This window comes from Marinisporobacter balticus, assembly GCF_004345705.1.
GTDB lineage: Bacteria > Bacillota > Clostridia > Peptostreptococcales > Thermotaleaceae > Marinisporobacter > Marinisporobacter balticus.
Map to the genome: position 1 here is coordinate 293,732 of NZ_SLWV01000001.1, position 22,727 is coordinate 316,458.

At 30.1% G+C, this 22,727-nt stretch carries 23 protein-coding genes; 9 read left to right on the forward strand and 14 right to left on the reverse strand.

Features of this window, described 5'->3' with window-relative positions:
• Positions 1 to 162: 162 nt before the first annotated feature.
• Positions 163 to 1,425, reverse strand: coding sequence for a tetratricopeptide repeat protein (locus EV214_RS01475; RefSeq protein WP_132241957.1), 1,263 nt, complete (start codon positions 1,423 to 1,425; stop codon positions 163 to 165).
• Between the two features lie 131 nt (positions 1,426 to 1,556).
• On the reverse strand, positions 1,557 to 3,716 hold the full coding sequence (locus EV214_RS01480; protein ID WP_132241959.1) for an Eco57I restriction-modification methylase domain-containing protein: 2,160 nt from the start codon (positions 3,714 to 3,716) through the stop codon (positions 1,557 to 1,559).
• 202 nt (positions 3,717 to 3,918) lie between these two features.
• On the opposite strand from EV214_RS01480, the gene EV214_RS01485 reads away from it, so the two are divergent.
• On the forward strand, positions 3,919 to 4,563 hold the full coding sequence (locus tag EV214_RS01485) for a hypothetical protein (protein ID WP_132241961.1): 645 nt from the start codon (positions 3,919 to 3,921) through the stop codon (positions 4,561 to 4,563).
• Positions 4,564 to 4,595: 32 nt separating this feature from the next.
• On the opposite strand, the gene EV214_RS01490 is transcribed toward EV214_RS01485, so the two are convergent.
• The 5 genes from EV214_RS01490 to EV214_RS01510 form a co-directional block, all read right to left on the reverse strand.
• A complete protein-coding gene (locus EV214_RS01490) occupies positions 4,596 to 5,195 on the reverse strand; it encodes a hypothetical protein (protein WP_132241963.1) in 600 nt (199 codons plus the stop codon).
• A 136-nt stretch (positions 5,196 to 5,331) separates the two neighbouring features.
• Positions 5,332 to 5,766 carry a hypothetical protein gene (locus EV214_RS01495; protein ID WP_132241965.1) on the reverse strand — a complete coding sequence of 145 codons (435 nt, stop codon included), beginning with the start codon at positions 5,764 to 5,766 and terminating at the stop codon, positions 5,332 to 5,334.
• Between the two features lie 105 nt (positions 5,767 to 5,871).
• Positions 5,872 to 6,051 (reverse strand): DUF4177 domain-containing protein, encoded by a 180-nt coding sequence (locus EV214_RS01500; protein ID WP_132241967.1) that lies wholly within the window; start codon positions 6,049 to 6,051, stop codon positions 5,872 to 5,874.
• Between the two features lie 16 nt (positions 6,052 to 6,067).
• Positions 6,068 to 6,997 (reverse strand): hypothetical protein, encoded by a 930-nt coding sequence (locus EV214_RS01505; RefSeq protein ID WP_132241969.1) that lies wholly within the window; start codon positions 6,995 to 6,997, stop codon positions 6,068 to 6,070.
• Positions 6,998 to 7,207: 210 nt separating this feature from the next.
• Positions 7,208 to 7,804, reverse strand: coding sequence for a hypothetical protein (locus tag EV214_RS01510; protein WP_132241971.1), 597 nt, complete (start codon positions 7,802 to 7,804; stop codon positions 7,208 to 7,210).
• Between the two features lie 128 nt (positions 7,805 to 7,932).
• Between EV214_RS01510 and EV214_RS01515 the strand changes: the two genes are divergently transcribed.
• Complete coding sequence (locus EV214_RS01515; RefSeq protein ID WP_132241973.1) at positions 7,933 to 8,937, forward strand: hypothetical protein; 1,005 nt, start codon at positions 7,933 to 7,935, stop codon at positions 8,935 to 8,937.
• Between the two features lie 600 nt (positions 8,938 to 9,537).
• Here EV214_RS01515 and EV214_RS01525 read toward each other — a convergent pair.
• Together EV214_RS01525 and EV214_RS01530 are read right to left on the reverse strand one after the other, a co-directional pair.
• A complete protein-coding gene (locus tag EV214_RS01525) occupies positions 9,538 to 10,926 on the reverse strand; it encodes a Na+/H+ antiporter NhaC family protein (protein WP_132241975.1) in 1,389 nt (462 codons plus the stop codon).
• 86 nt (positions 10,927 to 11,012) lie between these two features.
• Positions 11,013 to 12,110 (reverse strand): ATPase, encoded by a 1,098-nt coding sequence (locus EV214_RS01530; RefSeq protein ID WP_132241977.1) that lies wholly within the window; start codon positions 12,108 to 12,110, stop codon positions 11,013 to 11,015.
• Between the two features lie 179 nt (positions 12,111 to 12,289).
• Here EV214_RS01530 and EV214_RS01535 point away from each other — a divergent pair, with 179 nt between their 5' ends.
• The 3 genes from EV214_RS01535 (at position 12,290) to gltS (ending at position 15,766) form a co-directional block, all read left to right on the forward strand.
• Positions 12,290 to 13,531 carry an ATP-binding protein gene (locus EV214_RS01535; RefSeq protein WP_132241980.1) on the forward strand — a complete coding sequence of 414 codons (1,242 nt, stop codon included), beginning with the start codon at positions 12,290 to 12,292 and terminating at the stop codon, positions 13,529 to 13,531.
• A 3-nt stretch (positions 13,532 to 13,534) separates the two neighbouring features.
• Positions 13,535 to 14,410, forward strand: coding sequence for a response regulator (locus EV214_RS01540; protein WP_132241983.1), 876 nt, complete (start codon positions 13,535 to 13,537; stop codon positions 14,408 to 14,410).
• Between the two features lie 156 nt (positions 14,411 to 14,566).
• Entirely contained in the window at positions 14,567 to 15,766 is a 1,200-nt protein-coding gene (gene gltS / locus EV214_RS01545; protein ID WP_132241985.1) for a sodium/glutamate symporter, read from the forward strand.
• A 65-nt stretch (positions 15,767 to 15,831) separates the two neighbouring features.
• Here gltS and EV214_RS01550 read toward each other — a convergent pair whose 3' ends face one another.
• On the reverse strand, positions 15,832 to 16,944 hold the full coding sequence (locus EV214_RS01550) for a glycosyltransferase family 4 protein (protein ID WP_132241987.1): 1,113 nt from the start codon (positions 16,942 to 16,944) through the stop codon (positions 15,832 to 15,834).
• Positions 16,945 to 17,105: 161 nt separating this feature from the next.
• On the opposite strand from EV214_RS01550, the gene EV214_RS01555 reads away from it, so the two are divergent.
• Entirely contained in the window at positions 17,106 to 18,068 is a 963-nt protein-coding gene (locus tag EV214_RS01555) for a hypothetical protein (protein ID WP_132241989.1), read from the forward strand.
• Positions 18,069 to 18,211: 143 nt separating this feature from the next.
• On the opposite strand, the gene nadE is transcribed toward EV214_RS01555, so the two are convergent.
• Both nadE and cysK read right to left on the reverse strand, forming a co-directional pair.
• Positions 18,212 to 18,967, reverse strand: a complete 756-nt coding sequence (gene nadE, locus EV214_RS01560; RefSeq protein ID WP_132241991.1) for an NAD(+) synthase — start codon at positions 18,965 to 18,967, stop codon at positions 18,212 to 18,214.
• A gap of 119 nt (positions 18,968 to 19,086) precedes the next feature.
• A complete protein-coding gene (cysK, locus tag EV214_RS01565) occupies positions 19,087 to 20,010 on the reverse strand; it encodes a cysteine synthase A (RefSeq protein ID WP_132241993.1) in 924 nt (307 codons plus the stop codon).
• 151 nt (positions 20,011 to 20,161) lie between these two features.
• Here cysK and EV214_RS01570 point away from each other — a divergent pair, with 151 nt between their 5' ends.
• The gene (locus tag EV214_RS01570; RefSeq protein ID WP_243116518.1) at positions 20,162 to 20,524 is read left to right on the forward strand and encodes a sulfite exporter TauE/SafE family protein; all 363 of its coding nucleotides are present in this window, start codon (positions 20,162 to 20,164) and stop codon (positions 20,522 to 20,524) included.
• Complete coding sequence (locus tag EV214_RS01575) at positions 20,524 to 20,886, forward strand: sulfite exporter TauE/SafE family protein (RefSeq protein ID WP_132241997.1); 363 nt, start codon at positions 20,524 to 20,526, stop codon at positions 20,884 to 20,886. Before EV214_RS01570 ends, EV214_RS01575 begins: the two co-directional genes overlap by 1 nt.
• An 8-nt stretch (positions 20,887 to 20,894) precedes the next feature.
• Here EV214_RS01575 and EV214_RS01580 read toward each other — a convergent pair whose 3' ends face one another.
• Positions 20,895 to 21,554, reverse strand: coding sequence for a YigZ family protein (locus EV214_RS01580; protein WP_132241999.1), 660 nt, complete (start codon positions 21,552 to 21,554; stop codon positions 20,895 to 20,897).
• A 62-nt stretch (positions 21,555 to 21,616) separates the two neighbouring features.
• The gene (locus EV214_RS01585) at positions 21,617 to 22,048 is read right to left on the reverse strand and encodes an NUDIX hydrolase (RefSeq protein WP_132242001.1); all 432 of its coding nucleotides are present in this window, start codon (positions 22,046 to 22,048) and stop codon (positions 21,617 to 21,619) included.
• Positions 22,049 to 22,251: 203 nt separating this feature from the next.
• On the opposite strand from EV214_RS01585, the gene EV214_RS01590 reads away from it, so the two are divergent.
• Positions 22,252 to 22,707 carry a DUF3189 family protein gene (locus tag EV214_RS01590; protein WP_132242003.1) on the forward strand — a complete coding sequence of 152 codons (456 nt, stop codon included), beginning with the start codon at positions 22,252 to 22,254 and terminating at the stop codon, positions 22,705 to 22,707.
• Positions 22,708 to 22,727: the final 20 nt, after the last annotated feature.

The window sequence follows — 22,727 nt, forward strand, 5'->3', positions numbered from 1 at the left end:
TTTAACACTTTAATCATTTATTCTGCAGTCGCGCGTGGTAAAGAAATTCATTGACATTCGCACATTATGCCCTATTTTTTATCCATAATAGTATGCTTTATCACAAGTTCTTGCTATCTCTAAAATTACAAACAAGTCAACGGTTTTCACCATTGACTTATTTTAAAAAGCAATATATTTTCCTTTTAATGCTACGATCGCATCATGAATAGGCTGGTAATTAGGCAGTAATTTTCTAGCTTTGTACAAATACCACTTTGCCTTTTCTAATCTGCCCGCGTAAAGATAAACTAGCCCTAAATGATGATAGCCATATCCATTTTCAGGATATAATACAACAACCTTCTTTGCATAGTATTCGGCCTTATCATATTCTTTCAAATCATCCCTATAAATTTTCGATAAATTTGTTAAAACTACTTCATCTTCATGATTCATCTTTAGAAACTTTTCATAATATAAAATTGCTTTTTTAATTTCACACAATTCCTGATAGCATATACCTAGACTACAATAGATATCTTGCTCAACTTCATAAATATCTTCCGAATTCACATAAAGCGCTTTTTTATAGCAAATGATGGCAGCCTTATCATTCTCAATTTGGCAAAATATATCTCCTAATAGCTTCCAATTCATAGAAATATACGGATATTTTTCAATTCGATCTTCTAAATAGGATAATGCAATCTCATAATAACCACCATGCACATAACCAATGAGCAGGTTGTTAATAAGGTATGCATCATCTGGCGCTATTAAAAGTCCCCTTTTGCATACATCTATAGCCTCTTCTACAAGTCCACTTAAGAGTAAAAAATTACTCATATTCAGATAAGCTTCTACTGAATCAGGTTGTAGACTTGCTTGTATTTTCAAACATCGAATACTATTGTGAAGTTCCTCTTCCGCTTCATAATAGTAAGCCAAATCTTCAAATACATAATATCTTTTATATTTTTTCAGAAAAAACGGATTATTTTTATATATACAAAGAAAAGCCGCTCTTGCAATATCAAATCTGCCCGCTTCTAAGTGACTTTTTCCTTCCCTAAAAAAAAGCTTCCATGCATCTAAGTCATTGCGTTCTTCCATCAAATTATATTTTTGCATCCACATTTTTTCCATTTTTCTTTGATGCATCAGTTCTTCGGGAAAAAACAAATGTTGTTCTAACCAAAAACGAGGTATTTCTTTGGCAATTTTTTGTTTTATTGTTTTATTCCTTTTGTCCTCATTTAATTCTATTCGAACCCAATATCCAGGAATTTGTTTATATTTCTTTTTAAAACTAATACGCTTTACCCCTTGAATTGGTCTATTTACTGAATTTCTATCATATACATCTTCCCCCATTTGGAAAATTTTCTTCAAATACAAATCTCTTATACTGTCTGTAGGAAAAAAAATGCTAAATAGATTCAATCATATAGCCTCCTTTCATGATAAGGGACTATATAGTATCTTTATGCTTATAAACTTTAGCCCTTGTTTATTTTCAATACATAATATTCTAACCTCTTTATTTGGTGATTAAAAAATCTATACAATAAGGGTTACTCTCCTATGTTTCGTTTATACAGCTCTTCTACTATTTTTATTTCTTTACTTTTTAATCTATATAGGTCATAAAATAGTTCATCCACACATTCTTGCATTGAAGGTTTTTCTCCTGTCTGTACCATCTCTTGAACAAGCGTAGCAATTTGATTATACTTGGTTTTATCCATCGTCCCTATGATTGGTATATTTTTCAAAGGAGTAGCATATAATTCTAAATGATTTCCTTTTCTTTTCCCACGATTATACAACCAAAAGTATATAATCTTAGAATTTAAAAGCCCTAATAAAAAATGTTCATCTATTTTTTTATCTTTTAAAGTAATAAAATATACATCTGCACTCGCATACCAAGAGGATTGATTCAACGCAAATTTATTTATTCTCGCTCTATGCGGAACAATAATTTTAGTATTTTCAAATATTTCCTGATTTCTAGGCCATTGTAATCCATACCAGGGTCTACTTCCTTTAATTATTTCTCTTCTCTTTTCTAAAACTTCTTTATATTTAGATAAATGCGCTAAGGCATTCTTGTCTGATACGCCTTTGTCCCAAACATATAATATATATTTACTTGGATTGATACGCGCACAATATCTTTGTATGTCACTATTTTTATACATAGGTTTTAAATAGGGTGATTCTAAAACACCTAACTCACTTGCTTCTTGTTTAGATAACACAAAGATCCCCTGATCCAATTGTACATTCATTTTTTTTATCGTTTCAGAAGAAAATTTTTTCTCTAACATACTTTTTGTTACTTTGTCTGCACCGCTGACAATGCCTTGATTAATATTACATAATTCATCTAATGTATATTGACTATTTTTATATAATTTCTTTAAAATATGCGCATACTGATTATTTTCTTGTATTAATATATGCCCGCTTATAGGATCATATAGTTTTTCTTGATTTGCTAATGTATACTGGTGTATTTTTTTTGTAGTTTTTTTGTTGCTGTAAAGCCCTTTGTATATTTCTTCTATGTCCATATCTTTTTCTTTAATATATTTCACTTGAACTGATTGTGTTTGATCTAACTCCTTTGATAGAAAAAATATAATATTGTGTTGCCCCTTAGCAGATTTGAAAATTCCATAATCATTAAAATTCACAACATGAATAAATGCACAATGATTTTTTAAAAAATTTCGCAGTTTTTCTGCCCCATCAGCAGTCACAAAATAATTGGTAGTAATATAAGCTAATATCCCTTTTGGTTTCAAAATTTCTAATGCTTTATAAATAAAAAAATAGAAATAATCCATTTTTCCTTCATAATATTTTTCACCAAAAGTGGTACTTCTGATCTTATCAAATATAACTTTGTTTCCTTTCTCCCCTAAATAAGGGGGATTTCCTATTACAATATCAAATCCTTGACTTTTGAAAAGATTTCCATCTATAAGGCTATCTCCTACCATTATATTAAAAGAAATCTCATCTGCATCTTGTACTTGATCCTTTCCATATACTAAAGAAAATAAAACCATTTTTGTAATCTCCACAGGTTCTTTTTGAATATCGATCCCAAATAAATTATTCTCAACAATATATTTTTTCATGTTAAAGCAATTGACTGTTTCTCCTAACATTTTACAAATCTTTTTTTTATGGTCGAATATTTTTTCAAAGCAACGGATAAGAAATATCCCTGTACCACAAGCTATATCAATAATTCTTATTCTATTCATTGTTCGTAAAAGATGCTTAAGTTGCACCCTACTCAATGGCTGGTTTCTATAAAAAAATTTACATAATGTTTCTTGGGTATATCCCGTTTCCTTTGATAGAAAAATTTCTAAAGCTTTTTCTATTATATGATCCGTTATATAATATGGGGTATAGAAACTACCCGTCTTTTCTCTACGATTTTGTGATAAATAATTTTCATATACCTGACTAAAAATAGTAAAGTCTAATGCTTCTATATCTATCACATCGTCCCGTTCCATTTGTTTTGTACCATTCTCTTTTGTAGAAAGTCCGATTAAATTAAGAGCTTGAACACCATATTTCTTGACGAAAAAATCTCTGGTAATTTCAAACATGGCCTTAGATCTATCTTCTTCATTATGTTCACCACTTACCATCCGTTCATTAAACACTTTTACCCATTTACAATTTTTTGTTTTATCTTCGCTCAAATACTATTCCTCCATAATCATAAAGACATCCAAATTTAGACACCTTCATTCAATTTAAAATAAAAAATTCGCCCGCTGCTACCTCAGTTGCTCCATTTTCTTAGAAACTATCATTTCCTAGTAATCATAAAGAAATTTATGCTATTTTCAAAATATTTTATATTTTATGCCGATATATATTATATATGGAAGGAGTGATTGTGTGTCTATAAAAAAAATATCTTCCTCTAATAAAGCAAGAATCAATACCATGTATGTAAATAGAAATACTGTAATAAATCAAGTGAATCCTATTTCGCCTATAAAAAAAATCAATAAAATGTATAATCAGAGTTTTCAATCATCACAAAATAATTTTTTCAGTACATCTAATTTTTACGATCATCTAAAAAAACTGAAAGAAGAATACTTCTATTTCTATAAAGTCCAACAGGAACTAGAATACACCTTAAAAGAATTCATTCATACTGACTATAAAGATCTTATAGCTATGATTCGTGATCTTGTTTATAGATATAACAAATCTATTATCTCTTTAAAAAATCTGGATACTTCTTTTGATACAAATTATTGTCAAAGTATTCAAATCATACTTTCATCTTATAAATTACCTTTAGAAAAAATAGGGATAAACATTCAAAACGATTACCAATTATCTCTAGATGAATCTACGTTACGTAGCATCCTTCGGGATAATCGTAATGCTATACAATTTTTACTGAACACCAAAACGGGGTTTATCAGAAAACTTTACAATGCTTTTAAAAACATCAAGTTACCCACTTATGAGGAACCTTATAATATTACTACAGAGGATTCATCTTCCATTATTGACAAGAAGTGTTGACAAAAGATTTTATACTCTTTTTATGACTATCTTTATTTTGTTATGTATTTTATTCTGTTGTCTAATTCTAAATATACAATATAATATTTATCAAAAATCTTTTTCAAAACTTGTCTTCTAATTTGTCCTATTAAAAAATATTTTTCTAAATATGCATTAGCTTTTATAAGGCTCTTTACATCATTATTTTCTATTCCTAATTTTTTTTCTAACAAAATATCTCTCATTATTTCTATTTCTTCTAAAAATAAATATTTATTCTCTAACATGAAATCATTCGTTTCAACATTAGCTAAATCAATCATAATTCCATCTATTGCTACTATATTTTCTTTTATTCGATATGGATCTTTTTTATCATCATATAAGCATTTATCTTTTAAGTCAACATTTTCATTCACTACACCATAAAATCGTTCTTCTAATGGTTGTACAACTTTAAGATAGACAAAAATTTGTTTCTTAGATGTCCTATTAAAAATATTTTTAACAAATCTATCATCTTGTTCAATAAAATAAATATACCCTGCAATCGTCATCATTAACATTGCGCAGATCAACACTTTATATTTTAATTTTTTCTCTTTATTCAATCCTTGCGAAGGTATTTCCTTCTGCTTAAACAGATTCACTTTTTCACCTTCTATCCCTTAGCTTCGTTATCTATACTATTTCTATATACGCTCACGAATTCCTGCACGTTTTTTGCTTCCGTATGTATTTGTATTATAAAAAAAATAATGCGAAAATCTCGCATTATTTTTTTACTTAATTTATCTTTTTAAAATACATCCCATCCCCGACTTTTTTGACGCCATCAATTGCTTGAATCAATTTATCAACAATCAAGTCCATATCTTTGTAGTGAATATTTACCCCTTTTTTCTTTAAATATTTCATAATTGTAACAAGGCGAATAGGATAGTCACAAGGATTTTTAAAATAAGGATGTTTCTCAATCTTATTTTTGATACTCTTTTCATCAATATCAAAAATGTGGATAACATTTTCAAAATCTATATTTCCTTCTAGTTCATTTATCAAATAATCAATCTGGTTTGTAGGTTTATTATATTTTTTTAAAAGCTTTTTAAATTCTTTCAGAAACTTTAATTCATCTTCTACCTGCGCGTTAGATGTATCCATTTCTAAATATATATCTTCCCTACACGAGTCAACCAGATCTGATAATGATATTTCCATAAAATTTTCTTATCCCCCTTCAAAATATATATGCCTAATTTAAATTATACACTATTTTATATAGTTTATGCTACCTTGTCAATTTTTAAAAAGCATTTTATTGATTTATTTTTCTCTTTTTAACATACAACAAATGGTTCTTCCATTTACTGTTGGCACACTAGAAACCAACTCCCATCCTTCATCCCCTAACGCGTTAAGTACATCTTCATCTTCTTTGCTAAGTACTAAATTTGTTACACCCTTTGCATGTAGATTTATAATTCTATATTCCCATTTTTTCATTTCTCATTCCCCTCGTTTAAATAATACTCTCTATTCCTATAACTTCATCTTTATAATGTTTTACTAAGTCCCCTAGGATGGATTGAATCATCTTTTTTGTATTGATCCGGTCACTTTCTGAAGTGCATTCTAATTCTATTCGGTTATTTCCTAAAACAATTTCTGCTAATAATCTATTGTCACTCACTAATCTAAAATAACAATTTACATTTTCTTCATAATCTAATTGCACAGCTTCATGATTTAATAATTTTTGTTTGACCTCTTTTATATCATGTATAATATAGATGCTTTGCCAAACATTATATGACTCTTCATCTTCAGTTTCCTGCGTAACATCTATAATGATTTCTATATATTTTTCTAACAAAAGCCGATTACTCTTTAGAAATTCTTCCACACTCCCATATTTACTTTTATATTTATATTCTTCATATTGTATGAGTATATTTTTTTCTATATCATTTCTAAAAATTTCTGGTACATATATCGTGTTCCCAATTAGTTTATATTGTTTTGCAATTTTTATTCTCCTAGCAAGTATTAAATCTCTACTTTTCATCTCTTGAATTTGGTCTAAATTGATCCAATATTCCTTCTTTGTAAATATGTCTTGCAATAAACCTTCGTTTTCTTCAATTCTTTTTAACTCATACAAACTTAAATACGACTGTATTCTTTTTTCAATCCATTCATTTTCTTCATCTGATAATTGGTCTTCCATAAATTCATGATATTTTTCAATAATGGTTTTACCCTTTTTCATTTTATAGTCATAAATTAGCCAAGAATTAAAGTCTATGATCCATTTGTCATTGACCATCACTTCCCCAAAATTACGATTAAAATATTCCTTTGCATCTTCAATATCCTCATTAAATTTACCTTTCACTAAAAAATTCAGCACATTTTCTTCTATTTTCATCTCCAAGTTTTGCAAATTCATCGATCTCTCTCCTTGTATAATATATTTTAAATTAGAAAATACTACAATTTCTAGTTTTATTTCATATTCTTATAGCTATATAAGATTCAGCAGGAGCATAGATCCTATCCTACTGAATCCATTCCAACTTTTATATTATAATACTATTATATCTTATTATCTGCAATAGCATCATACTTTTCACATCATATAATCATACTTACCTCTATTTTATAAAACGCCTTGCCTATTTTCTAAATCCAATATATACGACAGCGCATATGCATCTTTATAAAACGCATGTAATCTCATATCTTCTCTTTGTTCTAGAGAATAAATCAATTGAAATAAAGCCATCATCTCACTTTTCTTTAAGCTTGAGAAATCTATATTCGAAAGCTTTTCACATAGTAGTTTTGCTAATTCATCATCTATTTTGAATACATCATAATCACTTTCTTTAAATAAGGTTCGTATTTTATCATTATGATCCTGTTGCAAATCCTTAATTGCAAGATCATATAGTATATTTAATGCGTCATATATATTCTTTACAAAACTTCTCCATTTCTCAATACCTTTCTTATTCATCCTCATATAACTTAACCCACTATCTTCAATATATCGCAATAATATAAATTGCGCACAGTGATTAAAGCAAGATTTATAAAGAAATAATTGACACCATTTTTCATCATCTATCTCCATATTTAAGCGACTATCTATTTTCATTTTTTTTAATATTCCTCTATGCTCATACTCATATTTTATGATAAAAACTTGAATAAACCCTATCATCTCACTATATATTTTTTGGACCTTGTCCATAAAGTATGCCTCCTTAATCATATCTTTCTTACTCTATCTTATTCTGCCTGTCTATATGTGTGTTTTTATAAAAATTATTAGTTCAAATTTATCTACCCATCACATATATTTAAATGAGGTGATTCTAGATGCTAAAAAATTTATTTGCATTTCTGCTTATTATTCTTTTGTTGTTTACGGTCTTAACATTAAATGTTTTTTTTAATAATAATCAATACATATCTACTTTTAAAACCTATGTAGTCCCTGATCTTAAGATTTCTAAAGATGTATTAAATAATTACTATAGTAGCGACAACAAGCTTTCTAGAAAATCTTCTGAAGCCATCATCCTTACTACACTAGAAAACTTAAAATATAAACAATGGCTTGAATATGTTGACTATATTCAATTACTTGTCTATCAGTCTAACGTGTTACCCTTTAATGAAGATGAATTAATCGTGGTACTCAATCTATCAAAAGACATATCTGTCATTGCCATATATACACCTATAAATGATGCATACGTATTTACAAATAAGATTGAAAATATCCTGCCGGTTCAAGACATCTCCTTTTTACCGGTTCCAGAATTAGGCTATAATTTAATCATAAGCAATCAATTACTAGATGAAAAGTTAGGGGCATTCTTTTTGGAAGAGTTTATACAAATTTTCGTTTATCTAGATGAAAATTTCAAAAGTATTTGGAAAAAAACAAAATACAAAGAGGAAATCTATAATGCACAGTGGTTAAGTCCTAATGCTCTCGCTAATGAATGGTTACAAATTATAGAAAACAACACCATTGCATTTGATAAAAGTTCTAATTTAAATATATCCGTCTCTATAAGCAGGAAGAAATTTAAAGCACTAAAAGAGATTTTTCCTATGAAAGAAGATTTTAAATTGGTAGAGGAACTTGTTACTCAAGAAAATTATTATTGGAGCCCAAAATATAAAAGATTCATTATGAAAGAAGGCATCCTTAAAAATACTTCTACCTCAATTGCAATTATTGATGATACAAATCATTGGTTAGAATCATTTTTGGGTTTTTCATCAAATAATTATAGTATTGTTACGGACTATGGGAAAATGATGTATATTCCTAAACAATCAGTTATCATAAACCAAGTAGGAGGTAAATAATTATTTTATTTACCGGCCTCTCACACCCCTAAGCATACCGTTCGATACTTGGCGGTTCATTAAAAGAATCTGATTTTCTTATACTGCAAGGATAAACTCTTAAAACCATGATTAATCAATCTTTGATTCGTTATGGTTTTATTTAATATTGGACTCGCTGATATTCTCTAATATCCTTTTCATGTATTTGCATATTCCCACGCTTTCTGTTTTGGATAGTCTAGGACTTTGATTTGAATTGCAATCTCATCCACAAGGTTAAGCCTCGAATGTAGTTCGTGTACCTCAGACCAGAGTTTTGTCTTAGGCTTCCTTTGAGCAACGGAATTGTTTACAATTCGTTGGTAAATTACTTTAGATTCCACTTCACGGTGAACACCCTTACCATCAGCTAACAGTTGGCACTATCAACCCCCGTATCAAACTTTCACCGACTAGTTTGCGTCCATGCTAGGCGCACATAAAAAAGAAAAGTATCTGACGCAGACACTTTTCTTTTTCCTACCCTATATACTTGGAAAATAACTGTACTTACAATTATTAATTATACAGAAATAAACATCATTCGACAATAGTATTTTAAAACTTTTCACCCATTTTTCAACAACTACCTATATTTTCTTGTTTCTCATTCCTATTTTCTTTTAATCCTATATAACCATATAACATTGTAATCATAGGCGATAAATAACATAATACAGTATAAATTCCATATTCGGTTGCACCTACCCCTGTTATAGCAGTAATAATAATCGCATTTACATTCCAAGGGATTAATGGGGCTATGGTTGTGCCTGTATCTGCAATGCTTCTTGCAAGAGTAGTTTTTCTTATTCCTAATTCCTTATATTTACTTTTTAAAAACTTCCCTGGTAATAGGATCCCTACTGTCTGGTCGCAAGTAACAGTAGTTAAAACAATACTTAATATACCTGTTGTCGTAATTAATCTACCCTTTGTTTTTATTTTAGAAACCATACAATCTACTATTGGATGGATTGTCTTGGTTCCTTCTAATACACTATTTAAAGCAATAGCACCTATAATAATGAGTATTACCTCCAACATAGGGATCATACCACCACCTCTTAACACACTATCCAATTGATTTATCCCAGTATTCGACTTATATCCTAATAAAAGAACTCCTAGGATTTCTTTTATTTGCATTTGCTGTAAAAAATAACAAATCCCCATACCACTAACCAAGCCGAATGTCATGTTGGGTATAATTTTTATACCAAATATAGCAAGCACCACCATCACAATTGGAAAAGCTAACAGTATTGGTAATAAAAAAAAAGTCTGGCTAATATTTCTTTGATATGTATTCAATGTTACAAGATCAATCTCTGCTGCATAGTTTCTTCCTAGTATATAATAAATGATTCCGCTAAGAACCACTGCAGGAATCAATGTAACTAACGTATGTCTAAAAAACGCCTTATATTTCACTTCTGTTATTTGAATCGTAAGATTCACCAATGCACTAATAGGCGAAAGCTTATCTGCTATAAATGCGCCCGAAATAATTGTCCCTAAAAGCAGAGGCGTAGGAATTAGTAATCCTTTTCCGATTCCAAGTAAGGCTACACCAATGGTGCTAATAGTTCCAAAAGCCGTCCCCATGACAAAAGAGATCACTGCAGTGATAAAAAAACATGCAAGTACATAATTAATATGCCCCATATATTCAAATCCATAATAAATCATAGTAGGTACAACTCCTGAGGCAATCCAAATAGATATCATCCCTCCCATTAACAATACAATTACATATACAGTTGAACAATCCTTAATCCCTTTCCAAATCATATCCATTAAGCAATAAAAAGAAAAACCATCCATCCTCAACAAAATAACCGAAAAAACTAATCCTACAAAAAAACCATAAAACAAAGGAATACTCTTTATAATACAAAAAGCAATTGCACTCATGCTTACCATAAGCATCATACATGTGAGCTTAGATATTTTGTTATTTTTCATACTGCCTCCTATAATTCTTTTTTTTACTTATATGTTAAATTATACTATATAAATTTAAAAAAGGACTTTCCAGTCCTAAAATATTTTTACTTTATTATTTCTTTCGCATATACCAATATACTTTTCATTATTTTTTCTCTCAAATCATCTACTTCTTTAAAATTCATATTAGAAACATATGATTTTTCTAAACTATCATGCTCTTTTTTTGCTTTTGTTATATTTGCAATTCCTGCGCGGATTAAATTTTCTATGAATGCTTTATCTTCCTCTAATGCATCTACATACATATCTAAAATTTCTTGTTTCATAAATGTGTCAAATGTGATTTTTTTATAGTACGTATGGGCATACTTGTCACTAGTTGTAATGGCAATACTTAATTTAGGGATAATGATTGTCTCGATATTCCTTTCATCTAATGGCTCATGATAAGCTTCTATATACAATCCTTTTTTTATTCCTTCATCTACAATACCCTTTATAAATCTTGAAATTCCTTTTACGTAAGAACCATCCACATAGTATATGTTCTTCATGGTTCCAACAATTGTTTCATAATAATCCACTAATCCATTAGGGGATAATGCACTCCCAAATAAATGTCTAACTTTTCCTTCTTGCTGTGCATCATTTAATGAACCATATATTTCTTTCTTCAACACCCTTGAAGATTGATTTACACTTCCATGATCTAATGCTTCTTCATAAATTTCTTCTACATCATCTCTTACAGATTTTGCTGCAGCAAAGAATTTATAAGCTCTTTTGAACCGTTTTCCAATTTCCGAAGTAACTTTTATGATCTCTTCTTTATTCTTTAATATCCCCATTTCATTCCAAAATTCTCCAAAATTAAGTATAACATCTACAGCGCCTGGATATTTAGGGTCCACTACATGTGGTGCTGTACCATCAATAATAGCAATCTTCAAATCCTGTATTACGATACCATCTAAAGAATTGTTATCTGACGAACATTGATGAAACTCCACATCATATCCCTTTTCTAATATTTCAAAAGCTACTTTTTTCATGAATGAAGATTTTCCTACTCCTGGTCCACCTTTTATAATAAATAATTTATTCGCATCCGTACTAATAATGTTATCATAATAAGAATAAAATCCTTTTGCTGTGTTACCTCCTGGAAAAACTTTTTTAATTGCCCCCTGTTTACCCATATAGTATATATACTCCCTTCTAACTGATTTAAATATCACATGTACTATCATTCTATTTTTTTATTTTTTTTTTGTGCCTGTACCTTTTAGAAAATATCAAAAAAATTTTGAAACTAATTGTGATCAGTTTCATTTTGCTATACAATAATTTTTATAAGACAAAAGCGTTGGAGGAAACTATGCGTAGCATTAAAAAGTATATTATACTTATTTTATCTGTTACTTTATTTGGTGAGATATATTTTTATCCTTTTCACAATTTACTGAGATTTTCTGCTGGAATTATTGTATTAAATTTAGCTATCCTAATTGATGAAGATCTCTCCCCTTTTTCAATATCTTTTTTTTCTGGGATCGCAGTTTTTTTTGTTAGGTGTCTCATTTATATATTGTTTACTTCTATGCCTTTTGGAGAAATTCTCTCTCTTCATTTTCCATCCATCATCTATTATATTTTATATGGTTTTTTTGCATTCACTACAAATATTCGAAAATATAAAAACCAATTTATTATGCCCATTATTATTTTGGCTTTTACAGATATCATTAGTAATATATTTGAAATTATTATAAGATCTCAAACATTTACACTACGTATTATCCAAATAACCGTACTCGTTGGATTAGCAAGAAGTATTATCGCTTATTTTATTTATCTCCTCTATAAAAAGCAAGAATTATTCCTATTGACACGAGAACATCAAAAGCGCTACAGTCAATTAAATATATTAATTTCTGACATCCAAGCTGAAATGTTTTATTTGAAAAAATCTACGCATGATATAGAATCTGTTATGCGTAAAAGCTATCAATTATACGAGACCCATAAGCAGGATAAGATTTTAAAACAAAAAACCTTAGATATTGCAAGAGAAATACACGAAATTAAAAAAGATTATTACAGAGTATTAAATGGATTTGAAAGTTTCTTAAAAACATTTGAAAAAAATGGTACAATGATGTTATCGGATATGCTTGTAATTATACGTGAAAACACAAATAGAAATCTTAAGGAAAATAATAACGACCTATCTGTAAGTTTTGATTTTAAAAATGATTTTCAACTTCAGAAATATTATCATTTGTTTACAGTTTTAAATAATCTCATTATAAATGCCATCGATGCTTGTAAAAGTAAGGGATTGATTAAAATTATACAAGAAGATGATCTAAACAATATTATTTTTTATGTAAAAGACACAGGTGAAGGAATACCAGAGGATATGTTAGCCTATATTTTCAACCCTGGGTTTACAACAAAGTATAATGCTACATCAGGTGAACCTTCTACAGGAATAGGTCTTTCTCATGTTAAAAATATTGTTGATGAATTTCATGGTAATATCGAGGTTACATCACGTTTAAATGAAGGTACTACTTTTAAAATAATTATACCAAAAAATTCTTTGATTGGGTGGTAATTTATGTCAAATACTTTTTTAATTATTGATGATGATATTAATATTCGAAAAATGCTTAAACACTTAATCCTAAAAAACAATTTAGGTAAAGTTTCTGAAGAGCTAGGTAGTGGAGAGCATGCTCCAGAAGAAATTGTTTTTTATAATCCTGATATTGTTCTCATCGATTTTTTGTTACCTGTAAAAGATGGTATCGAAATTATAGATTCTGCAATATCTCTTGGTTATAAAGGTAAATTTATTATGGTTTCTCAGGTAGAAGATGAAAATATGATTACAAAAGCGTATGAAAATGGCATTGTATTTTTTATCCATAAACCAATCAATATGATTGAAGCCCTCAATGTAATCAGAGGTGTATGCCATAATATAGAACTTGAAAAATCTGTAATCCTCATTAAAAATGCTGTATTCAATATTGAAAAATCACAAAATGTTGTATCTACCCCAAATATACATGATCAAATGGTAAATATATTCACAGATATTGGCATCATCGGTGAATCTGGTAGTAAAGATTTGATGAATGTCGTTGAAAAAATCATATCCTTTAAAAGGAAAAACTTTTCATCCACTTACCAATTGCAAGAAATTTATCAACAAATCGCCAACGAAGAAAATGCTACAAAGGACACACATATTAATGCAAGAACCATTGAACAAAGAATCAGAAGAACTATTCTTAAAGCTTTAGAAAATATTGCTGAGTTAGGTAATGATGACTACTATAATATCAAATTCACAGAGTACAGCACGCGTCTATTTGATTTAAAACAAGTAAAGCAAGAAATAAAACATCTCCATGCGGCTAAAGAAGATCGAGGTAAAATCAATATTAAAAAGTTCATTGAGGGCATGCTTTCAAGACTGAATTTTTAGAATAATGACAGTCATTTTGCATCGTTTGCGAAATGTTGAATTATAAAAACTTAATTTGTAACATTGGGTTGTAATCTGTCGGATCACGTAGCACCTCCTGTACAATTGACTTGTAAACGCTTTCATACAAAACTAATTTATAGGAGGTATATGCACATGATATTAGAATTAGATATGATTCAAGCAGTAGCACTTGCAGTTGTAGTTTTATTAGTAGGTAAGTTTATTAGAAAGAAGGTTGACTTTTTAGAAAGATTCTGTATTCCATCGCCTGTTATAGGTGGCGTAATTTTCGCTGTTCTTGCATTAATATTAAAACAAACCGGAACAATGATATTTGAGATGGATATGACACTAAAAGGTGTTTTAATGACTGCCTTCTTTACAACAGTTGGTTTTACAGCTAGTCTTAAATTATTAAAAAAAGGTGGACTTCAAGTTGGCTTATTCCTTGGAATAGCAGTAGTTCTTGTAGCACTTCAAAATGTTTTAGGCGTTAGTTTAGCAAAGGTTTTCAACTTAGATACACTTATCGGTCTTTCAACTGGTTCTACACCTATGACTGGTGGTCACGGAACAAGTGGTGCCTTTGGACCTTTATTTGAAGAAGCTGGTGCAGTTGGTGCAACTACAGTAGCAATGGCTTCTGCAACATTTGGTTTAATTACAGGTAGTATGTTAGGTGGTCCAATCGCAAAAAGATTAATTGACAAACACAATCTTTTAGCTAAGTCATCAAAATCAGAAGTTACGCAAGAAAGCGCACAACTAGAACAGAAAGAATCTAAAGAATTAATTCCAAACAACTTTGCATCGGCAGCATTCCAAATCATCATAGCGATGGGACTTGGAACAATTATTTCAAGCTTACTGCAAAAGGCAGGCTGGACTCTCCCTTCTTATATCGGTGCAATGTTTGCAGCAGCAATTATGAGAAACATCTCTGATGTTACAAATGCATATGAAACACCAAACACTGAAATTGATTTATTGGGAAATATTTCATTATCTCTTTTTTTATCAATGGCATTGATGGGATTAAAATTATGGCAACTTGCTGATTTAGCAATTCCAATGCTTGTAATGTTAATTGCACAAACAGTACTTATGGCAGTATTTGCATATTTTGTAACCTTTAATATAATGGGAAGAGATTATCAAGCAGCAGTTTTAGCTGGTGGACACTGTGGTTTTGGAATGGGTGCTACACCAAATGCAATTGCAAACATGGAAGCTATTTCAAGTAATTTTGGACCAGCTCCAGCAGCATTCTTCATCATTCCATTAGTTGGAAGTTTGTTTATCGACTTCTGTAACGCTGGTATTATTACAACATTTATGAATATATTCCACTAAAACGAGCGATGGATGTTTATGTCCATCGTTTTTAATCTTTGTAAAATCATATATATGCCTATGTACTATTCCATTAGGCTATTGTACACTTTCAATGTTTCTTCCGATGCCCTCTTCCATGAATATTTTTTGCTATGCGCTAAAGATTTTATACATAATGTTTCTCCCAATTTAGTATCAATAACCGTATCATAAATCTCTTGGGCAATATTTATAACATCGTATGGATCAATATAGATGCAACTTTCTCCCATAACCTCAGGCATAGACGTAACTTTAGATGTTATAATAGGTACTCCACAAGCTGCTGCTTCTAAAGGTGGTAACCCAAACCCTTCATATAAAGATGGATAGACAAATACTTCACACCCATTATAAAAGAATGGCAATACATTTTTAGGTACAAAACCTGTAAATATAATTTTTTCTTTCAATGATAATTTCTCTAAAAGACTATTTAAACATGCATAGTTTTCAGAATACTCTCCTAAAATTACAAGCTTATACTCCTCTTTAAATTCATGTGCAATCATAGAAAATGCCTGAATTAACCTTCTAATATTTTTTCTTGGACTAATTCCCCCTACAAAAAGTATGAACTTATTGTTTATACCATATTTTTTTGCAATGAGTTTCTTTGATATTTTTTTTTCTATAGGTTTAAAAATTTCATCCGGTGCATCATAAATTACATTTATTTTTTCTTCAGGAATATCGAAATATCTACTAATTTCATTTTTTGAATGATTAGAGGCAGTTATAATCCTATCAGCCTCTTCAATCACTTTTGACGTATGCTTTAAAACGTATTCTAAGTGCAGTTTTTCAATATTTTCTGACATCACATAAGGTATGAGATCTTTTACCGTTATAATCAATTTAAAATTTTTATGATCTGGTATATCAATACCATTACTCATATTATGAAAAATATCTATTTCAGTATTATATTTCCGAAAAGGTTCATGCATCAATTTCCAAAATTCATTTCTTTTTTCCACTTCTTCCTCTTTTTCACTTCTAAACAATCCATAGTTTTCTTCTTTTTCAGGAATAAATAGTATATATTCGTTTTTATGATCTATATTCTTTAAATTTTTAATAATATTACTTGTATAATTTTCCAATCCAGAACCTATATTCCATCTAGCTACCCTAGCATCTATACCAATTCTCATGTCATCGGCTCCTTTTATATATATTTCCTTATGTATTTTTCCATTTAATTCTATATTATGAATATGAAAAAGATATGGTTCCTGATTTTTCTTCCATCAAAATATAATTTATACAGTATGCTTTATACCTACTATGGAAATACTATTTTAGAGGTGATGGTATGAAAATATTAAAAAAATATATTCTTTTATTCATGACGATCTGTATGGTTTTTTCTATTGCTTCTTGTACGAAAAAATCCTCAGAACCAAATTCACAGTCTGAAGGCCAACCAAAGCCTTTACCAAAAACAATAAAAGAAATAGAAAAAGATGTATTAAAAATTATGCATCAAGCAGACCTAGCGCCTTACTTTCAAAGGGTTATTGTAGAAACGAAGGAAATTGAAGAGCAAAAAAAGTCAAAAAAAATGGAAATGGAGATGCTTACTAAAAATAATGAAAATGCAAGCAAGCAACCTGAATCCTCTAATGGTGAACAAGAAAAACCAAAACCTATGACCATCGACGAAAGTATCCTTACAGAATTACTTAAAAGAGAAAAGGTATCTTCTGATGAAAATCAAGTAGCCAAACCGCCTAAAGATATTTCAGAAGTATGGAAAAGTGTCAATACAACCATTATAGGCATACACAATAAATGGAATGTATTAGAACCTTTACTAACAGAACAAAGTGTTTCACCTGAAGTTATTGCAGGTTTTGAAGAAACATTAGATGCATTGACCACCTATGGTATTGAAAAAAATTATATAGCTACCCTTAGTACTGCTAATAATCTTACGTCTTATTTACCGAAATTTATGCCTTATTTTAAAAAAGAAATTCCACCTACAGTATTTACACTAAAATATCTTACAAGAAACGTAGTTTTAAATGCAGCCATAAATGATTATGATGTTGCACAGAAAAGTTTAGACAAAATTAAAGAACAAGGACAAAGTATAAAATCTGATCTCATAGAAAATAAAGCAAAATCTACAGCAGATAAGTTTGATGCCTCCGTAATCAATTTGCAAAAATCTATTGATAAAAAGGACTTAAATCTTATTCGGATCAATGCTAGTATTGTTATGAAAAACATCATGCTGATGATAGATGACTTAGCTAAATCTATGGCATAATAAAAAACAGGAACAATAGAGAGAGGTCTTTAAGATACTTGCCACTTAGTATTTCGGACTCATTCCTAAAACTTCGCTTTCTCTATTGTCCTGTACAACATTATTATTTGTTATATAAAAAATATTATTCATTATATTATCATTTAAAAAACGAGTGGTTTTTCAGGCATTTTTCTTTTATGTTCTGAACGGATATGTAATTTTTCAATAATTTCCTTATCTCTTTGTGGAATATCTTTTCCCGCTACCAAATCGTCCACACAATCATAGGTGGTTCCCATTTCCTTCTCATCTGTCTGTCCTTCCCAAAGACCTGCTGACGGAGGTCTTTTTAATACACTTTCTGCTACACCAAGGTATCTAGCCCATTCATATACCTCTCTCTTTTGTAAATTTGCAATAGGCATGATATCTACACCACCATCTCCATACTTTGTAAAATATCCAGTATATACTTCTGCAGCATTATCTGTTCCTACAACAAGATAGTTCAGTGAATTTGCCACACAATAAATAGTACTCATTCTAAGTCTTGCTCTTAAATTTGCATCACTTAATCTAAAATTATTGTCATTAAATAAGTCTTCTGTTTTCATGATATTTACAATATTATCCAACAGCGCATTATGTACATCACTCAGTTCAATTTCAATGTGCTTGATGCCACATCCCTTTGCAACTTTTAGTGCATCTTCCTTATCCTCAGGATTACTTTTACAAGGTAGAATAACCCCTAAAGAATTCTCCGGAAATGCTTTTTTTATCAAATAAGCAACCAATGCAGAATCGATTCCTCCTGATATACCTACTACTAATCCTTTTGTTTTAGACTGTTCCACCATTTCTCTGAGCCAATGCACTGTTAAGTCTATTTTTTCTTCTATACTTCTTTTATTCATATAAAATCTTTCCCTCCTTTAAATTTAGACGAAAATAATTCTTCTGCTATTATACCACAAAAACTTTTTATAGATAAAGGCATATCTTTTTACTATGCCTTTATCTATAAAATCCTCATTTATTCAAAATCAAACAAAGGTGTGCTTAAATATCTTTCACCATAATCTGGTACAATCACCACGATTTTGTTGCCTTTCCCAAGCTCTTTAGCTTTCTTCATTGCACTAAAAATAGCTGATCCTGCAGATATTCCTACTAAAATCCCTTCTTCAACTGCAATGCGCCTTGCTGTTTCCATCGCATCTTCATCTTTTACCTGTATAATTTCATCAATTAGTTTTGTGTTAAGTATATCTGGAATAAATCCTGCACCTATTCCTTGGATTTTATGTGCGCCAGGTTTTCCACCTGAAAGCACTGGAGAATTCTTAGGTTCAATAGCTACAACTTTTACATCTTTATTTGCTTCTTTTAATACTTCTCCAACACCAGTAATGGTTCCACCTGTACCTACTGCAGATATAAACAAATCTAATTGATTATCCATTTGTTTTAAAATCTCTAATGCTGTTGTGTTTCTATGCGCTTGTGGATTCTCTACATTTTCAAATTGTTGTGGCATAAAATAAGACGGATTATTCTTTACAATTTCAGTTGCTTTGTCAATAGCCCCTTTCATCCCTAATGCACCATCAGTAAGTATGATGTCTGCACCAAAGGCTTTCAATAATTTTCTTCTCTCAATACTCATTGTCTCAGGCATCACTAGGATCACCTTATATCCTTTTGATGCACCTATCATAGCAAGACCTATCCCCGTATTGCCACTAGTAGGTTCTATAATTACAGCACCTTTCTTTAATTTACCTTCTTTTTCAGCTATTTCAATCATATTTAAAGCCACTCTGTCTTTTACGCTACTTCCTGGGTTAAAAAATTCTAGTTTAAGGTATACTTCTGCATCATCTTTTCCAACTAATTTGTTTAATTTTACCATAGGCGTATTGCCTATTAGCTCTATAATGCTATTTGCTACTTTCATAATTAAAACCTCCAATTCATAGTTATTCTATCGGAATATATGTATTTATTTTATAATAGATTTATAAATCCGTCAATAGCCTCATAAAATAATTTTTATTGCAAACACTATATTTATGCCTCTTTTAAATCTTTATTATGTAGGTGAAAAAATGAAAAAAAAAATCTTCACTTTTAAATTCATTCTTTTAGGTATTACCACAGGTCTGGTTAATGGTTTATTTGGATCTGGTGGAGGAACAATATTGATCCTAGGAATGTTTTTTTTACTAGATATAGATGAACATAAAGCACATGCTACCGCCATCTCAATAATCCTGCCACTTGCCCTTGTAAGTACATTTATATATATGAAACATGGTATCATTGTTTGGCCTGTTACATTGAAAATTATGACAGGTGGCATCTTAGGTGGATACATAGGGGCAAAACTTTTATCAAAAATTCCAGAATATTTACTTAGAAAAATTTTTGCTGTTTTTATGATTATTGCTGCCATAAGGATGGTGTTTTGATGTATTTGATATTAATTGGATTTTTTTCAGGAATTATTGGTGGAATGGGTATTGGCGGTGGAACACTTTTAATTCCAGCTCTTACTCTATTTACTCCCCTTACGCAACAACAAGCTCAAGGGGTAAACTTATTATCTTTTATACCTGTAGCATTTGTTGCGCTCATTACACATTTTAAAAATAAAGATGTTGAAACATCTATTTCTATCCCATTTATTGGTCTAGGTATTTTAGGATCTATTATAGGCTCTTTTCTTGCTGTGAAGCTATCCTCCCATATACTTAAGATATCTTTTGGTATCTTTCTATTTTTTATGGGTGCATATGAATTTTTTTACAAAGAAAAAAGTCGTACCAAGTAGTACGACTTTTACCCTAAAGATTCTTTCATAATCTTTCCCTCTAATACATTAAGATATAATGTATCTTGGATAGATATTTCGCCCTTTGCACTGGTTATATTTTTAATCATTTTTATAACTTCTTCACTATGATTCACAAAAGCATATACATACATATTTACTGCATCATCAAATATTGTATCTTTTATACAATATCCAGCATTTAATACTTCATTTTGGACTTTACCCAGCATAGAATAATCTATTCTAATTTTAATCAAATCATGTAAAACTTTCTCTATAACCTGCGATTTATTCATCACTAATTTTGCAGTATTTGTATATGCCCGAACAAGACCTCCTGTCCCCAGTTTAATTCCTCCAAAATACCTTGTAACGACAATAGCTATATTTTTGAGTTCTTCTTTTTTCAACATATCTAGGATTGGCACACCTGCTGTTCCAGCTGGTTCTCCATCGTCACTATATCTTTGTATTTCATTTTTTTTCCCTACTATGTATGCAGGTACATTATGGGTTGCATTTTTATGCATTTCTTTTATCTCTTGAACGAATGCAATAGCTTCCTCTTCCGTTTCAACAGGTTTTGCATACCCAATAAATTTTGATTTTTCAATAATATGTTCTACTTCAGCATACCTGGATATGGTTTTATATCTTTTAATCATAAATCCCCCTCCTAGCAGATAATTTAAAAATAATAGAAGAGTAGGATCCTACTCTTCTATTATTATACCATTATTTCCTGAGCAACTATTTTTTTATATTTTTTATATGACAAGCCTACTAAAGAACGGTCTTGATTATATGTAATCATATTTAGAGCTTCATCCATATCATAAAATCCAACGTCTTTAAATCCTAGCGCTTCATTTAAGCTACAGCTTTCATCTAATGCCCTCATTAAATACCATGTTATTTCATTGCAGACTGGCCTTTGTCTTGTTAAAGAAAAAAATTCGTAACAAGTTTCTCCCACACAAGAAATAATTTCAGCTTCAACACCAGATTCTTCTTTCACACGGCTTAAAGCAACATCCCTTGAGAGACTCCCATTACGAATGACTCCTTTTGGCAATACCCATTCATCTTTTTCATTTTTCAAAAGCAAAATTTTATCATCAAAGAATACTACCCCGCCAGAGCAATTTCTAAAAAGCATGAGACACTCCTCCTTTCATATTATTTATAATTATATAATATACACAGTTTTTTTTCAACTCTATTCTGAAAATTTATAATATTTATTCTTTTCCATCTCTTGGTTATATTATCTGTTTATTTTAAAAAAACATGTATGTTTTTGCAATAATAATCGCTTTATTTTTCACGCATACTAATGGAAATAGCATTGGAGGTGTTTTTTTGTATATCATATATCACTGCGTAGGTGGTTGTCATTCATCCTGTACCGCTGCTGCAATTCACTTAAACATGTTACCCACAGATCATACACCAAGTAAATATGATTTATTAAATATTCCTTTCTTTGATACTTTAGAAAAAACAGACCAGGGAAAAATTATTTATAGAGGCACAGATACTTTCGGTAATAAAGTACACACATTGGGTAGACAATTTTCACCTCAAATTGTTATCCCCGCCATAAAAGATATGTGGCGTATATTAGGTCAAAAAGAAGAAGATCTTTTAATAGTCAATACCCTTCCCTGTGTAAATTTTCTGATGCGCATTGGTGGCTTTTCATCTAGAAGATTAAAATGGGTAAAATTTGGAAGACCTATTGTTACACGTGGTACCTTATCTGCCTATAAAAATATCATACAAGTAGTTGAAGAGACAAAGGAAATACTTCATTAAAAATTTCCTAGTCTCCTCTC